The sequence below is a fragment of the Reyranella sp. genome, from assembly GCF_004297265.1.
GTDB lineage: Bacteria > Pseudomonadota > Alphaproteobacteria > Reyranellales > Reyranellaceae > Reyranella.
The window spans coordinates 204,289-218,380 of record NZ_SCUT01000024.1; the positions used below are offsets into that span (position 1 = coordinate 204,289).

16 protein-coding genes are annotated in these 14,092 nt (G+C 65.6%); 9 read left to right on the forward strand and 7 right to left on the reverse strand.

Going from position 1 to position 14,092, the window contains the following annotated elements; translation table 11 throughout:
• Window positions 1–271 precede the first annotated feature (271 nt).
• Window positions 272–1,516 carry an urea ABC transporter substrate-binding protein gene (gene urtA, locus EPO41_RS09825; protein ID WP_296324418.1) on the forward strand — a complete coding sequence of 415 codons (1,245 nt, stop codon included), beginning with the start codon at window positions 272–274 and terminating at the stop codon, window positions 1,514–1,516.
• Window positions 1,517–1,608: 92 nt separating this feature from the next.
• On the opposite strand, the gene EPO41_RS09830 is transcribed toward urtA, so the two are convergent.
• Both EPO41_RS09830 and EPO41_RS09835 read right to left on the reverse strand, forming a co-directional pair.
• Complete coding sequence (locus EPO41_RS09830; protein WP_296323962.1) at window positions 1,609–2,628, reverse strand: LLM class flavin-dependent oxidoreductase; 1,020 nt, start codon at window positions 2,626–2,628, stop codon at window positions 1,609–1,611.
• A gap of 23 nt (window positions 2,629–2,651) precedes the next feature.
• A complete protein-coding gene (locus tag EPO41_RS09835) occupies window positions 2,652–3,512 on the reverse strand; it encodes an amino acid ABC transporter substrate-binding protein (RefSeq protein ID WP_296323965.1) in 861 nt (286 codons plus the stop codon).
• Between the two features lie 75 nt (window positions 3,513–3,587).
• On the opposite strand from EPO41_RS09835, the gene EPO41_RS09840 reads away from it, so the two are divergent.
• Both EPO41_RS09840 and EPO41_RS09845 read left to right on the forward strand, forming a co-directional pair.
• Entirely contained in the window at window positions 3,588–4,049 is a 462-nt protein-coding gene (locus tag EPO41_RS09840) for a VOC family protein (RefSeq protein WP_296323969.1), read from the forward strand.
• A gap of 70 nt (window positions 4,050–4,119) precedes the next feature.
• Window positions 4,120–5,616, forward strand: a complete 1,497-nt coding sequence (locus tag EPO41_RS09845; RefSeq protein ID WP_296323972.1) for an aldehyde dehydrogenase family protein — start codon at window positions 4,120–4,122, stop codon at window positions 5,614–5,616.
• A 21-nt stretch (window positions 5,617–5,637) separates the two neighbouring features.
• On the opposite strand, the gene EPO41_RS09850 is transcribed toward EPO41_RS09845, so the two are convergent.
• From EPO41_RS09850 to EPO41_RS09860, 3 genes are read right to left on the reverse strand one after another with little or no spacing between them, the layout of a single operon-like run.
• Complete coding sequence (locus EPO41_RS09850) at window positions 5,638–7,059, reverse strand: amidase (RefSeq protein WP_296323975.1); 1,422 nt, start codon at window positions 7,057–7,059, stop codon at window positions 5,638–5,640.
• Window positions 7,056–7,256, reverse strand: coding sequence for a hypothetical protein (locus tag EPO41_RS09855; protein WP_296323979.1), 201 nt, complete (start codon window positions 7,254–7,256; stop codon window positions 7,056–7,058). The genes EPO41_RS09850 and EPO41_RS09855 overlap by 4 nt, the downstream gene beginning before the upstream one ends.
• 10 nt (window positions 7,257–7,266) lie before the next feature.
• Window positions 7,267–8,163, reverse strand: a complete 897-nt coding sequence (locus EPO41_RS09860) for a thioesterase family protein (protein WP_296323982.1) — start codon at window positions 8,161–8,163, stop codon at window positions 7,267–7,269.
• Between the two features lie 183 nt (window positions 8,164–8,346).
• On the opposite strand from EPO41_RS09860, the gene EPO41_RS09865 reads away from it, so the two are divergent.
• From EPO41_RS09865 to EPO41_RS09885, 5 genes are all read left to right on the forward strand, one after another.
• On the forward strand, window positions 8,347–8,646 hold the full coding sequence (locus EPO41_RS09865) for an HU family DNA-binding protein (protein WP_296323984.1): 300 nt from the start codon (window positions 8,347–8,349) through the stop codon (window positions 8,644–8,646).
• Window positions 8,647–8,817: 171 nt separating this feature from the next.
• A complete protein-coding gene (locus tag EPO41_RS09870) occupies window positions 8,818–9,606 on the forward strand; it encodes a YdcF family protein (RefSeq protein WP_296323987.1) in 789 nt (262 codons plus the stop codon).
• Entirely contained in the window at window positions 9,603–10,619 is a 1,017-nt protein-coding gene (locus tag EPO41_RS09875) for an ABC transporter substrate-binding protein (RefSeq protein WP_296323990.1), read from the forward strand. Before EPO41_RS09870 ends, EPO41_RS09875 begins: the two co-directional genes overlap by 4 nt.
• A gap of 20 nt (window positions 10,620–10,639) precedes the next feature.
• Window positions 10,640–11,800 (forward strand): acyl-CoA dehydrogenase family protein, encoded by a 1,161-nt coding sequence (locus EPO41_RS09880; protein WP_296323993.1) that lies wholly within the window; start codon window positions 10,640–10,642, stop codon window positions 11,798–11,800.
• A gap of 59 nt (window positions 11,801–11,859) precedes the next feature.
• Window positions 11,860–12,408, forward strand: a complete 549-nt coding sequence (locus tag EPO41_RS09885) for a hypothetical protein (protein WP_296323995.1) — start codon at window positions 11,860–11,862, stop codon at window positions 12,406–12,408.
• On the opposite strand, the gene EPO41_RS09890 is transcribed toward EPO41_RS09885, so the two are convergent.
• A complete protein-coding gene (locus tag EPO41_RS09890; RefSeq protein WP_296323998.1) occupies window positions 12,405–12,746 on the reverse strand; it encodes a helix-turn-helix domain-containing protein in 342 nt (113 codons plus the stop codon). The two genes, EPO41_RS09885 and EPO41_RS09890, sit on opposite strands and share 4 nt — an antisense overlap.
• A 131-nt stretch (window positions 12,747–12,877) precedes the next feature.
• Here EPO41_RS09890 and EPO41_RS09895 point away from each other — a divergent pair, with 131 nt between their 5' ends.
• A complete protein-coding gene (locus tag EPO41_RS09895; protein WP_296324421.1) occupies window positions 12,878–13,357 on the forward strand; it encodes an anthrone oxygenase family protein in 480 nt (159 codons plus the stop codon).
• On the opposite strand, the gene EPO41_RS09900 is transcribed toward EPO41_RS09895, so the two are convergent.
• Window positions 13,354–14,040 carry a DJ-1/PfpI family protein gene (locus EPO41_RS09900; protein ID WP_296324001.1) on the reverse strand — a complete coding sequence of 229 codons (687 nt, stop codon included), beginning with the start codon at window positions 14,038–14,040 and terminating at the stop codon, window positions 13,354–13,356. The genes EPO41_RS09895 and EPO41_RS09900 overlap by 4 nt on opposite strands.
• Window positions 14,041–14,092: the final 52 nt, after the last annotated feature.

Below are 14,092 nucleotides of genomic sequence, written 5' to 3' on the forward strand. Positions count from 1 at the left end.
TCAACAAACCGGCAATTTTCTGCGTGCGCGAAGCTCCTCCGTCCACTTGCTGGTCAAAGTGCAGGGCTGACGCAGCCGGCCGTCGGCGACGACTGGCACCCTGGCATTTCTCCATTGTGGCTCTCGGGCCTTCGCCCTCCTGACCGCATGCTGGACCCATTCACGGACGAACGGAGAGGCGGGGCCTCTCTTCCTGCAACGCGAACCGAGGAGAGAGCATATGAATATGGCACGAAGGTCCTGGTTGGGGGCATTGGGCGGCTTGCTGCTCATGACCGCCGGCATCGGGGGACAGGCCCAGGCCCAGGAGACGATCAAGATCGGCATCCTGCATTCGCTGTCGGGAACGATGGCGATCAGCGAGACCATCCTGAAGGACCTGATGCTGATGCAGGTCGCCGATCTCAATGCCCGGGGTGGCCTGCTGGGCAAGAAGGTCGAGGCGGTGGTGGTCGACCCGGCGTCGAACTGGCCGCTGTTCGCCGAGAAGGCGCGCGAACTCCTGTTGAAGGACAAGGTCGCCGCAGTGTTCGGCTGCTGGACCTCGGTCAGCCGCAAGTCCGTGCTGCCGGTGTTCGAGGAACTGAACGGCCTTCTCTTCTACCCGCTCGAGTACGAGGGCGAGGAAGCTTCGTACAACATCTTCTACGGCAGCTCCGTCCCCGACAACAAGGCGATCCCGGCCGTCGAGTACCTGATGAGCAAGGACGGCGGCGAAGTGAAGCGCTTCGTGCTCGAAGGCACGGACTACGTTTATCCCCGCACGTCGAACAAGATCATCCGCGCCTATCTGCAGAAGAAGGGCGTGAAGGATGAAGACATCATGGAGAACTATACGCCGTTCGGATTCTCCGACTGGCAGACCGAGGTAGCCGCCATCAAGAAGTTCGGATCGTCGGGCAAGAAGACGGCCGTCATCTCCACCGTCAACGGCGACGCGAATGTTCCTTTCTACAAGGAACTGGGGAACCAAGGCATCAAGGCCAAGGACATCCCCGTCATCGCCTTCTCGGTGGGCGAGGAGGAATTGGCCGGCGTCGATACCAAGCCGCTGGTCGGGCATCTCGCCGCCTGGAGCTACTTCCAGTCCGTCGACGGTCCGGAGAACAAGGCCTTCATCGCCAAGTGGCGCGCCTATTCGAAGAACCCGAAGCGCGTGACCAACGATCCGATGGAATCGGCCTACATCCTCTTCAACATGTGGGTGCAGGCGGTGCAGCAGGCCGGAACGACCAACGTCGATGCGGTCCGGCAGGCGATGACGGGTCAGAAGGTGAAGTCGCCCTCGGGCTTCGAGGTGACGATGGGCTCCAACCATCACATGGCAAAGCCCGTGATGATCGGGGAGATCCAGGGAGATGGTCAGTTCTCCATCGTCTACCAGAGCAAGGCATTGCAACCCAAGGCCTGGAGCCCCTACGTCGATGCCAACGCCGGGAAGATTGCCGATTGGGCATGGCCCTGGGTCTGCGGTGGTTGCACCACGCCCAAATACTCGTCCATGGCCCTGCAGTGACTTGATCCGCCGGGGCATCCGCTCGTCCTGCGCCGGATCCGGATGGCAGCCTCTCAAAAGGGCTGCCATTCTTTTTGCATGATCGGCTGGCCTCAGCCTTGGAAGCCGTAGGCCTTTGCGAGTTCGGTATAGCTGTCGCGGCGGACCTGTTCGTCGTGGGTCCAGGTGACGACGGCCATCTCGTCGACGCCGACACGTTCCTTCAATTCGGTGATGCGGGCCGCAACCTCAGGGCCGGTGCCGACGAAGGAGTCCTTGCGGAACTGTTCCATCTTCGCCGCCTCGTAGGCGGTGAGCGGCGCCTGGGCGGCCTCGTCGGGCGGCAGCAGCGGGCCCAGGATGTTCTTGTCGCGATTGATGCGGCTCAGCGCCCGAGACGTGAAGTGGTATTGCGCCTTTTCCATCGTCTCGGCGGCCAACGCCCAGACGCAGAGGGCGGAGTGCGGTTCGGGATGCCGCGCGCTCGGGCGATAGGTGCGCTTGTAGAGGTCGATGGCGCGCTCGCCGCCGGCGCCGTCGCTGAAGAACCAGGCATAGCAATAAGGCAGGCCGAACAGCGCCGCGACCTGCGCGCCATAGTCGGAACTGCCCAGGATCCAGACTTCCGGCGCGGTCTCCGCCTGCGGGAAGGCCTTCACCGAGCCGAAGGGATGGCGGTCGATCAGCGGTTCGTTGTGTACCCAGGCGATCAGGTCGCGCACGTCGGCGGGGAAATGCTCGGGGCGTTCGTTGGCCGCGGGATTGAGCGCAAAGGCGGTTCGGCCGTCCGAACCCGGCGCGCGACCGAGGCCGAGGTCGATGCGGCCCGGCGCCAGGGCATCGAGCACGCGGAAGACCTCGGCCACTTTGAACGGCGAATAGTGCGGCAGCATGATGCCGGCGCTACCGATGCGTATCCGTTCCGTCGTGGCCGCGATCGCCGCCATCACGATCTCGGGCGCGGTCCCGACGATCGTCGGATGGTTGTGGTGCTCCGACACCCAGAAGCGCTCGTAGCCCAGCGCCTCGCAATGCCGGGCAAGCGACACGGTGTTTCGGATCGACTGGTCCTGTGGCCGCCCGGAAACGGCGATGGACTGGTCGAGGACGGAAAGGCGAAAGGGACGCGACATGGACTGGAGATGGGCCCTGCGGCCTATTCCGGCAAGGTCGCGATCATGTAGAGTGTCTGCAGTTGCTGCGTCGGCCGTGCGTTCTTGCCGAACACGTCGCCGAAGATCGTGGCGATCTGGCCGGAGCGGTAGATGTGGCTCAGCGCCCGGTCGACGGCGAGGCGGAAAGGACCTTCGCCCAGCTTCATGGCGAGCGCGAAGGGCTCGAGACTGAGATAGGTGTTCGCCAGCAGGATCCTGGACGCGTCCTTGTGGTCCTTGATCATCGCGGTGAGCATCGCACCGCCCGCGAAGTAGGCGGAAATCTCGCCCTTCTCCAATGCCGTCATTGCCGCCGTGAAGTCGGTGAAGGGCACCACGGTCGCCGCCACGTGGATGGAAGCCAGCGCCTTGCGCAGTTCCTCCTCCGTCAAGGTGCCGGCAACCGCGCCGACCTTCTTGCCGGCGAGGTCCTGCATGTCGCGCGGGCCGTCGTTGCGGATGGCGAAGCTGGTGCCGTCGACGAAGGTGGTTATGGAGAAGTCGACCACGGCGCGGCGGTCCAGCGTCTCGGTGAGAGAGTCGCAGAGCAGGTCGATCTTGCCCTGCTTGATCATGTCCAGCCGGTTCTCGGTGGTGACCGGCACGAATTCGACCTTGAGGCCGGGCAGCTTGAGCTGCTTGGCGATATCCCCGGCCACGGCCTCGCAGAGCTGGACCATGAAGCCGGAGGGTTTGCCGTTCGGGCCCTTGTAGGCGAAGGGGTGGGCGTTCTCTCGGAAGCCGCCGCGGATCACGCCGTTCTTGGCGATGTCGTCCAGGGTGCCGGCCCAGGCGCTGCCGGCGACCAGGAAGCCCATGGCCAACGCCAGTGTCGGGGCAAGGCCGCTTACGAATCGCTTCATCTCGTCCCTCTTCGAATGACGGCGAAACAATCCGATATTCGGCCCGTTGTCGCCACTGGAAATCCGGAGGACACGATGGCCCGCTCCAAGAAGTCCGCTCCCGTCTCCCGCGTCGTCGGTATCGACCATATCTCCATCAGGGTCAGCGACTACGAGAAGTCGAAGGCCTTCTACGGGGGGCTGTTCACGTTCCTGGGGTTCGAAATCTCGGACGAGTATCCCTCGACCATCGGCTGGACCAACGGCAAGACGCGCTACTGGATCGCGCCGGCCGAAGGGCGCAAGACGCATCGCATCGGCGATGTCGGCCTGCATCATTATGCATTCCAGCTGCGCAGCCGGCGGGACGTCGATGCGCTGCAGGGATACCTGGAAGGGCAGGGCGTGCGCATCGTCGATCCGGCCGACGAATATTATGAGGACTACTACGCCGTGTTCTTCCTCGATCCCGACGGGCTGAAGCTCGAAGGCATGAAATACGGCGAGCTGGCCGCGAAGCGGAAGCGTCAGCGAAAGTCCTCCAGGAAGGAGGGGTAAGCCCGGCCGTTCTGCTTGTGGCGCCGCGCCCTGCGGGCCAAACTCCGGCCCTCAAAATACGGAGATGCCCATGGATACCGTGACCCCCACCAAGCTTTCGCCCGCATCGGGCACCTATCAGCCCAAGGGCCAGCTGATCGGCGGCAAATGGATCGGCAGCGTGTCCGGCAAGGTTATCACGATCGAGAACCCCGGCAAGAAGACATCGATCGCCCAGGTGCCACACGCCGGTGCCGCGGACGTCGAGCTGGCCGTGACCGCCGCCGAGAAGGCGTTCCCGTCCTGGAAGAACGTCGTGCCGCGCGAGCGCGGCAAGCTCCTGCTCAAGATCGCCGAGGCGATGGAAGCGCGTGTCGAGGAGATGGCGCGCACGATCGCCATGGAGACCGGCAACGCGCTGCGCACCCAGGCGCGCGGGGAGGCCAAGCTGGCGGCCGACATCTTCCGCTATTTCGGTGGCCTCGCGTCTGAGCTGAAAGGCGAGACCGTGCCGCTGGGCGAGAGCGTGCTGTCCTACACGCGCCGCGAGCCGCTCGGTATCGTGGGCGCCATCATCCCTTGGAACGCGCCTGTCATGCTGGGCGCGCTCAAGATCGCGCCCGCGCTCTGTGCCGGCAACGTGCTGGTGATGAAGGCGGCCGAGGACGCGCCGCTCGCGGTACTGATGATGGCGGACATCACGAACGAGTTCGTGCCGCCCGGCGTGTTGAACGTGATTACCGGATACGGCGAGGAGTGCGGCGGTGCGCTCGCCAACCATCCGAAGATCCGCAAGCTCTCCTTCACCGGCTCGACCGAGGTCGGCAAGGTGATCATGCGCGCCGCCGCCGAGCGCATCGTGCCGGTGTCGCTGGAACTCGGCGGCAAGAGCCCCTCGATCGTCTATCCCGATGCCGACGAGGATTGGGCGGTCGACGGCATCATCAATGCCATGCGCTTCACCCGCCAGAGCCAGAGCTGCACCGCCGGCTCGCGCATGTTCCTGCACGAGGACATCTTCGACAGTTTCCTCAAGAAGCTCGAGAAGAAGGTCACCGCGCTGAAGATCGGCGATCCGCTGGACGAGGCGAGCGACATCGGCACCATCATCAACAACAAGCAGTACACCAAGGTCTGCAAGTACGTGCAGGATGGTCTCGACCGCTCCGATGCCAGGCTGGTGTTCGGCGGCCTGCCGCCCAAGACCGGTCCGCTGAGCGAAGGCTACTTCACCATGCCGACCGTGTTCGCCGACCGCTCGAACGACTGGCGTCTCGCCCGCGAGGAGATCTTCGGGCCGGTGCTGGTGGCGATCCGCTGGAGCGACGAGGCCGAGGCGATCCGCATGGCCAACGACAGCCATTACGGCCTCGCCGCCTATGTCTGGACCCACGACATCGGCAAGGGCCTGCGCGCCGCGCACGCGATCGAATCGGGCTGGGTGCAGGTGAACCAGGGTGGCGGCCAGACGCCCGGCATGTCCTATGGCGGCTACAAGCAGAGCGGCCTCGGCCGCGAATTCTCGCTGGAGGGCATGCTCGACAGTTTCACGCAGCGCAAGAGCGTGACGGTCAATTTGGCGGTCTGACGCCGGGGACGCGCCCCCAGTCTAAACCGGCACCTTCAGATGATGATCGGTCGCGCCCTGATAGGCGTGACCGATCCGGTAGAGCATCGCTTCGTCGAACGGCCGGCCGACGAGCTGCAAGCCGATCGGTGCGCCGTTCGTGTCGAAGCCGCAGGGCACCGACAGTGCGGGGATGCCGAGCGTGTTGAAGGGCCGGGTGAGGCCGGTAAAGCCCGCCACCATCTTCAGGACCGCCGGACCACCCTTGGTCTCGGTGTCGGTCTCCTCGATCGTAGGCAGAGGGAAGGGGATGGCCGGCAGCAGCACGGCATCGACCCCGTCCATCGCCGTCGACAGGAACTCCGTCACGAAGTGCGCGCGCAGCCGCAGCGCGTCGATGTACTGTGTCGCCGGAATGAAGAAGCCCGCCTCCATGCGCGTGCGCACCTGGTTGGCGTAGAGTTCGGGCGTCTTCTCCATCCACGGCCGGTGCATGGCGGCGGCCTCGCACTTCACCATCACCTCGGCGGCGCGGTAGAGCGCCGTGAAGTCGGGCAGCGTGACGGGCGTGATCTTCGCGCCGAGCCGGCCGAGCGCATCGGCGGCGGCCTGGACCGCGGCGCCGATCTGCGCGTCCAGCGGTGCGGGGCCATCGTTCGGCAGAGCCAATCCGATGCGCAGGCCCGCGACGCCGCCGTCGAGCAGCGCCTCGTAGTCGGGCACGGGCTTGTCGCTGGTGGTGGAATCGTTTGGATCATGGCCGGCGATCGCCGAGAGCATGCGGGCATTGTCGCGCACCGTGCGCGTCAGCGGCCCGACATGGTCGAGGCTCCAGGAGCGCGCGACGGCGCCGGCGCGGCTTACGCGGCCGTAGGTCGCCTTCATGCCGACCACGCCGCAGGCCGCGGCGGGAAGGCGGATCGAGCCGCCGGTATCCGAGCCCAGCGCGCCATAGACCATGCGCGCGGCCACCGAGGCGCCCGAGCCGCTCGAGCTGCCACCGGTGACGCGGCTCTGGTCCCACGGATTGCGGCAATGGCCGTGATGCACGTTGTGGCCTGTCGGGCCGGCGGCGAACTCCGCCATGTTGAGGAAGCCCAGCTCGACCACGCCGGCGGCGTCGAGCTTGCCCAGCACGGTCGCCGTCACCGGCGCCACCCAGTCGCGGCGGATCGCGCTGCCCCCGGTCGAGACCTCGCCCTTGCGGTAGTACATGTCCTTGTGCGCCATAGGCACGCCGTGCAGCGGTCCGCGCCGCTTGCCGGCGGCCAGTTCGGCATCCATCGCCTTCGCTTGCTCCAGCGCCTTCTCCTTGTAGACGCGCAGGAAGGCGTTGGTGCGCGGTTGCCAGGCCTCGATGCGGGCGAGGCAGGCTTCGGTCGCCGCCACCGATGTCGTGCGTCCTGCGGCGATGTCGTCGGCAATGGAGGCAAGATCGTCCAGTGCCAGATCCTCGTTTCTCATGAGCGGGCTTCCTTCGCCATGATGCCGGCGAAGGCCGCCGGATCGTCGTCGAAGGTGAGGCGCGCGGCGGCTGCCTTGCGCACCGCATCGTTCAGGATCTCGACCTCGGTCGCCAGTTCGGCCAGGCGCTTGTCGTCGTATTTCATGCCCTGAAGACCGGCGGCGATGCCGGCGGCCGTCTTCGTCTTCTCGTCCATCGCTTACTCCTCAGAGCCTGAGACGCCGCGCCTCCATGCGCGCACGATCCTCGGGCGGGAACCTCATGATCTTGCGGATCTTCTGGTCGAACTTCATGCCGACGGCCTCGGCGCAAGCAGCAAGCGTGCCGGTCTCCGCTTCGAACAGGAAATGCGTGAAGGTGATCGTCTTGTCGGTGAAGGTCGCGAGCCCGCTCATCACCACGGCGAGGTCGCCGGCCTGCAGTGGACGGCGGTAGTGGTTCAGCATCTCGACCACGACCGACCCTTCCTGCCGCTCCTGCATCGCGGCTCGGTCGAAACCGAGGTGGTTCCACAGGACCGGCGCGCCGTCGGAGTAGCGACCGAAGTGATGGCGCGGCAGGAACTCAGCCCTCTCGTCGCATTCGTCGGGCGTGATCTGCGTGCGGCCGACTTCGATGAGGCCGATGGATGCTGCCTGGGAAAGATGCAGGTCGGGCAAGGAGAGCTGGCCGACGCTGCGCGGCCGGGCCGCCTCGGGCAAGGCGACGCAGGCCGCTTCGGCGCGCGCTCGGAAATCGGCGGGCCAGGCGCGATCGCAGTCGATGCGGCGGCGGATGGTGGCGGCGACCTCGTTCTTCGCGGGATTGCGCACCTCGTGATAGGCGACGAGATCGCGCTCACCGACCTCGACAGGAGCGGAGTGAACCTCGACCGGCTCGACCACGCGGAACTCGCGCAGGTAGCGAACATGGTCGTCGATGGCCCGAGTCGCGGCCCCTGCTGTGCGCTGGGCCCGCGGTCCGAAGCCCAGGTTTGCCAGCAGGCTCGCTGACGCCTCGTGGGCAAATTCGGTGTAGAATTGAACGTTGAGATGGTTGTTTTCGTCGCACTGCCAGGTGTTCACGGCAGTGCTGAAAGTCGGGATCAGGGCGGGACTCGACACGCTGGACGCTCTCTGCAATCTGTGGATGACTGCCTCTGATGGCCCAAAAAGCCCCAAAAATCGACATTTTCCGTGCATTCCGGACTTGCGGGGGATCGATTCGTGGATAACCTTGGCGCCGTCAACGGTGCCCTGGGGCGTCAGGAACGTTGGCAAACCAAAAATGTAAGGGACCCCTCAACCATGGCTACCAAACCCACCACTGTTCCAACCGTTCCGCTTTCCAAGGTCGCCGCAGAGCTGGCCGAGAAGACGGGCATGACCAAGAAGGATGCGACGGGCGCTCTCGATGAGTTCGTCGGACTGGTCGTTCGCCATCTGAAGAAGGGCAACAAGGTCCGCATCACCGGCCTTGGCATCCTTCAGGTCCGTGCCCGTCCGGCGCGCATGGGCCGCAACCCCGCCACCGGCGAGGCGATCAAGATCAAGGCGTCCAAGAAGGTCACCTTCCGCGTCGCGAAGGATCTCAAGGAAGCGATCTAACTCGCTTTCGACGGGTCAAGATTGGGCGGGTTCCGGCGCAGGCCGGACCCGCCCTTCCTTTTTGTCCCGCTTCAGTGCGGCTGCCGTCATCGCACAGCGACATCGTTGCAATCCTTTCAACGAGCCTGCGGCGCTTTACTCTAGTATAGCCGGAGCGCGACGCAGACCGGCATGAACACCTTCGTCATCCTCAAGATCCTCGCCGCCCTGATGCTGCCACCGGCCTCGCTGGCAGCCGGTGTCGTGCTGTCGTTGCTGCTGCGCCTGGTCGGGTGGCGCCGTCTCGCCGGCGCAACGCTGGGCGTCGCGCTCTTCCAGATTCTCGTCCTGTCCTTCCCGCCGGTGACGCGGCTGCTCAACCTGCACCTCGAAGCGAAGGCCCGAGAGCTCGTGGCCGGCAACCAGCCGTGCTGCTACGACGCCATCGTCGTGCTGGGCGGCAGCATCGCGCCCGCCGCCCCGCCCTATACGACGGAGCCGGAACTGAGCGACGCTTCCGATCGCATCTGGCACGCGGCCCGTATGTTCAAGGCGGGCGCTGCACCCAGGATCATCGTGAGCGGCGGATCGTTCGTCGAGCAGCAGGGCGGCCCGGCGACGACCGAGGCCGAGGCGATGCGGCGCTTCCTGATCGACCTCGGCATCCCCAGCGATGCGATCGTCTCCGAGGGCAAGTCGCTGAACACGATCGAGAACATGCGTAACGTCCGCGAACTCGTGAAGGGCGGAAGGGTGGCGATCGTCACGTCGGCCTTCCATGTGCCCCGGGCGGCCAGGCTTGCGAAGCGAGCCGGCCTGAACTTCGCGATCTTCGGCGTCAACTGGACCATTCCCAACGACGCGATCCCATGGTGGGACGCCTGGCTGCCTTCCGTTGGAGCGCTCGGTGAATCGAACCTGGCGATCAAGGAGCTGGTGGCGCTCAGTTTGGACCGCCGCGGCGATAGTCTCGCGCCGTGACCGCTTATCGCCTCAGCCGCCGTGCCGCGCTCGGCCTCGCCGCCGTGCCGCTCCTGCAGCCGCTCGCGAGACCGGCGCGCGCGCAGACGCTTGACAAGCTCGTGTTCCAGACCGACTGGCGCGCCCAGGCCGAACATGGCGGCTACTATCAGGCGGTCGCCGCCGGCCTCTATCGCAAGGCCGGCATCGAGTGCGACGTCCGCCAGGGCGGGCCGAGCCTGAACATCGGCCAGTTGCTGCTGACGGGCCGTGTCGACATGACCATGTCGAACAGCTTCGAGGCCTTCACCTACGTGCGCGAGGACGCCCCCTTCTTCACCATCGCATCGATCTTCCAGAAGGATCCGCAGGTCCTCATTGGGCATCCGGACACCGGATTCGACGGCTTCGAAGACCTCAAGGGGCGCACCTTGCTGATCGGGAACGGCGGACGCGTCACTTACTGGCCGTATCTCCGGAAGAAGTTCGGGCTGCGCGACGACCAGCTCAGGCCCTACACCTTCAACATGGCGCCCTTTCTTGCCGACAGGAACGTGGTACAGCAGGGCTTCCTCTCGTCGGAACCCTTTTCGATCGCGCAGGCCATCGGCCGCATGCCGCCATACCTGCTGATCGCCGATGCGGGCTTCAGCGCCTACCAGACCACCATCGCGATCTCGCGCAAGCTGGCGAGCGAGAAGCACGATCTCATCCAGCGCTTCGTCGATGCCACGCTCGAAGGATGGGCGCAGTATCTCAAGGGCGGTCCCGGGATCGAGGCCGCCAATGCGCTCATCAAGAAGGCCAATCCGGAACAGACCGACGATCGTATCCAGTACGCGATCAAGGTCATGAACGAGCGCGGCATCGTGATTTCGGGCGACGCGCTGCAGGGCGGCATCGGCGCCATGACCGATGCGCGCTGGCAGTCTTTTTATCAGTCGATGATCGATGTCGACGTGTTGCCGAAAGGCCTCGACGTGGCCCGGGCCTACACGCTCGATTTCGTCAACAAGGGCATCGGAAAGCCTTAACCGGATCAGGAGGAACAGGCATGTATCAGGTCAACGAAGAACATCAGATGCTGCGCGATCTCGTGAAAAAGTTCGTGCGCAACGAGCTGATGCCGCTCGAGAAGAACGTGCTGGATCGCTTCGCGTCTGGCCAGCCGGCCTCGCTGTCCGACGACGAGAATGCCAAGCTCTTCAAGCAGTGCAAGGATCTCGGCCTCTGGGCGCTCGACGTGCCCGAGGAAGTCGGCGGCGCCAACCTGCCGGCCGTGGCGCTGGTCGGCGTCAACGAGGAGCTGGGCTACACCTGCGTGCCCTTCACCTTTCCGCCGGACTCGCCCAACCTGCACATGCTGCTGGCGACTGCGAATCCGGAGCAGCGCAGGAAGTACCTCGAACCCTACGCGGCCGGCGAGACCAGCTCGGCCATCGCCATTTCCGAGCCCGGCGCGGGCGGCGATCCGGCCGGCATGAAGACCAGGGCGGTGAAGGACGGCAACGACTGGGTGATCAACGGCCGCAAGATCTGGATCAGCCGCATCGCCAAGGCCGATTTCACCATCGCCATGGCGGTGACCGATCCCAATCTCGGCGCGCGCGGCGGCATCACCGCCTTCCTGATCGACAAGGGCACGCCGGGCCTGGTCGTGGCGCGCGCTATCCCGATGCTGGCCGGCCAGCGCACCTATGAGGTCGTGTTCGAGGATTGCCGCGTGCCCGATACGCAGGTGCTGGGGCGCATCGGCGCGGGCTTCGCGCCCATGCAGCTCCGCCTCACCGTGCGCCGCCTGCAGATGGGCTCCTGGTGTATCGGCATGGCGCAGCGCGCACTCGACATGCTGGTCGAGCATGCCAGCCAGAGGGTCACCTTCGGCGAGAAGCTGGCCGACCGCCAGGCCGTCCAGTGGTGGGTCGCGGACGCGGCGATGAAGCTGCATGCCTGCCGCCTGATGGTGATGGATGCCGCAGTGAAGCAGGACGAGGGCCGCGACGTTCGCATGGAGGCCTCGATGATCAAGGTCTATGCGACCGAGATGGCGACCGAGGTGATCGATCATGCCCAGCAGGCGTTCGGCGCCATGGGCGTGACGCAGGAGCTACCGCTGTCGATGATGGCGCAGAAGGTGCGCACCATGCGGGTCTACGAGGGCCCGTCGGAAGTGCACCGCATGGTGATCGCCCGCCGCATCTTCGGCGGCCGTTGACAGGACGAGACAGGCGGGCGGATCATTTCCGCCTGCCGTTGGATCGAGGGAGCCGCCGCATGACTTACACGCTCGACACGTTCGTCAAGGATGCACAGGCCGCGCTCAGGACACATGAAGGACCGGCTGGCCGCGAGCAGGTCCGCATGCTGCTGGAGAAGCTGCTGGCCAACCCGTCCTTCGTCGACGAGGCCGTGGGACCAGCAGCACCGATCGGCACGCGCAAGCTCTATGAGGACAAGGACCTCGGCTTCGTCGTGCTGGCGCACTGCAATCCAAAGCCGCACAAGAGCCCGCCGCACGATCACGGCGCCTCGTGGGCGGTGTATGGTCAGGCGGTGATGTACACCGACATGAGCGAATACAAGCGCGTCGACGGCGGCACGGACGCCGGGGACGCCAAGCTCGAGAAGGTGAAGACCTACCGGCTCGAGCCCGGCCGTGCAGGCGTCTATGACGTCGGGGCGATCCACGCCATCGACTATCCCGACGGCAGCCGCTTCGTGCGGGTCACCGGCCGCGACCTCGACTACGTGCGCCGCCTCAAGTTCGACATGGCCGCCGGCAAGGCCATCACCATCGAAAGCGCAACGGCCGGGGCGAACTAGGACGCCTCGGTCCGTCCGCGCCTGCGCGGACGGTTCGCATCGCCCCATGCCTCCATCGCGTCGAGGATGGGCCCGAGCGTAAAACCCTTCTTCGTGAACGAATATTCGACATGGGGCGGGATCGTGTTGCGCACCGTGCGCGCCACGATCCCGTCCTGCTCCAGCGCGCGCAGCTGCAGGGTCAGCATGCGCTGCGTGATGCCTGGAACGAGGCGGCGCAGCTCGTTGAAGCGTCGTGGCTGGTCCTTCAGATGGAACAGGATCGTCGGCTTCCAGCGCCCGCCGATCACCTCGATGGTCGCCGCCACCGGACACCACGGAGCCTTGGTCTCGGCCATTGCGTGCGCCTTTCCGTATCCATGACTGACACCAAGTATAAAAAATGTGCGTACTTATGAGAATCGTACCTGGATGCTAGGCCTGATCTCACGCTCGAGGCCGTTCTGCGGCGAGTCGTGGAGGGCGGATGATGATCGAACAGGCGGTCTTTTATGCGACCTTCGCCGCTGCCGTGGGCAGCGGACTGGTCGCCGGCATCTTCTATGCCTTTTCGTCTTTCGTGATGGGCGCGCTTGGCCGTCTGCCGCCCGGGCACGGCATCGAGGCCATGCAGGCGATCAACGTCGTCGTCATCAACCGCAGCTTCATGCTGGCCTTCTTCGGCACGGCGCTCCTCTGCTGTGCCCTGCCGGTCGCGGCCTACCTGCGGTGGAACGACGGCGCCGGCAAGCTGCTCCTGCTTGGCAGCCTGCTCTATCTCGTCGGTACGGTCGGCGTGACGATGGCCTTCAACGTGCCGCTCAACAATGCTCTGGCGGCGGTCCGGCCGGAGACGGCGGAGGCCGCGTCCCTGTGGGCGCACTATCTCGAGCGCTGGACGATGTGGAACACGGTGCGGACGGCCGCTCCGACCGCCGCCATGATCCTGTTCATCGCCGCGCTGCGCTAGGCCAGTCGCGCTGCGGCGGCCTGGTTGGCTTCCAGCCGCTTCTGCAGCATGGCCTGGATGCGCTCCTTCAGCCGCTTCACGCGCTCCGGCCCGGCCTTCTCGGGGCTGCCCGAATCGAAGGGCGGCTTGGGATCGTATTCGAGCGTGAGCTGGATCGACTTGGCCACTTCCTCGCCGGCAAGCTCGGCGGCAAGGGTGAGGCCAAAATCGATGCCGGCGGTGACGCCGCCGCCGGATACGCGGTTGCGGTCGCGCACGACCCGGTCGGCGACGGGGATCGCGCCGAAGGCCGGCAGGAACTCGCGCGACGACCAGTGGCAGGCGGACTTGTAGCCCTTCAGCAGGCCCGCGGCGCCCAGCACCAGCGAGCCGGTGCAGACCGAGGTGACGTAGCGCGCGCCTTCCGCCTGCTTGCGCAGGAAGGCGAGCGTCTCCTCGTCGGTCATCAACGCGACCTGGCCGCCGCCGCCCGGTACGCAGATCACGTCGAGCTGCGGGCAGTCGGCGAAGGTTGTCGTAGGCACGATCGAGAAGCCGGAGTCGGTCGGCACGGGGTCGCGCGTCTTCCAGATCATATGCAGTTTCGCGTTGGGCACGCGGCACAGGACCTGGGCCGGGCCGGTGGCGTCGAGCTGGGTGACGTCGGGAAAGAGCAGGATGCCGATGTGAACCGTGTCTGCCATGGGATCTCCTTTGTTCGCAGAGACATTAGGCGACCGTGCGTGTGGCAGGAAT

Excerpts from the sequence above, each read along its gene's own strand:
- EPO41_RS09885 (WP_296323995.1), top strand. The coding sequence starts at position 11,860 with ATGACTTACACGCTCGACACGTTCGTCAAGGATGCACAGGCCGCGCTC.
- EPO41_RS09850 (WP_296323975.1), bottom strand. The coding sequence starts at position 7,059 with ATGAGAAACGAGGATCTGGCACTGGACGATCTTGCCTCCATTGCCGAC.
- EPO41_RS09900 (WP_296324001.1), bottom strand. The coding sequence starts at position 14,040 with ATGGCAGACACGGTTCACATCGGCATCCTGCTCTTTCCCGACGTCACC.
- urtA (WP_296324418.1), top strand. The coding sequence starts at position 272 with ATGACCGCCGGCATCGGGGGACAGGCCCAGGCCCAGGAGACGATCAAG.
- EPO41_RS09845 (WP_296323972.1), top strand. The coding sequence starts at position 4,120 with ATGGATACCGTGACCCCCACCAAGCTTTCGCCCGCATCGGGCACCTAT.
- EPO41_RS09855 (WP_296323979.1), bottom strand. The coding sequence starts at position 7,256 with ATGGACGAGAAGACGAAGACGGCCGCCGGCATCGCCGCCGGTCTTCAG.
- EPO41_RS09895 (WP_296324421.1), top strand. The coding sequence starts at position 12,878 with ATGATCGAACAGGCGGTCTTTTATGCGACCTTCGCCGCTGCCGTGGGC.
- EPO41_RS09835 (WP_296323965.1), bottom strand. The coding sequence starts at position 3,512 with ATGAAGCGATTCGTAAGCGGCCTTGCCCCGACACTGGCGTTGGCCATG.
- EPO41_RS09840 (WP_296323969.1), top strand. The coding sequence starts at position 3,588 with ATGGCCCGCTCCAAGAAGTCCGCTCCCGTCTCCCGCGTCGTCGGTATC.
- EPO41_RS09865 (WP_296323984.1), top strand. The coding sequence starts at position 8,347 with ATGGCTACCAAACCCACCACTGTTCCAACCGTTCCGCTTTCCAAGGTC.
- EPO41_RS09830 (WP_296323962.1), bottom strand. The coding sequence starts at position 2,628 with ATGTCGCGTCCCTTTCGCCTTTCCGTCCTCGACCAGTCCATCGCCGTT.
- EPO41_RS09880 (WP_296323993.1), top strand. The coding sequence starts at position 10,640 with ATGTATCAGGTCAACGAAGAACATCAGATGCTGCGCGATCTCGTGAAA.
- EPO41_RS09890 (WP_296323998.1), bottom strand. The coding sequence starts at position 12,746 with ATGGCCGAGACCAAGGCTCCGTGGTGTCCGGTGGCGGCGACCATCGAG.
- EPO41_RS09870 (WP_296323987.1), top strand. The coding sequence starts at position 8,818 with ATGAACACCTTCGTCATCCTCAAGATCCTCGCCGCCCTGATGCTGCCA.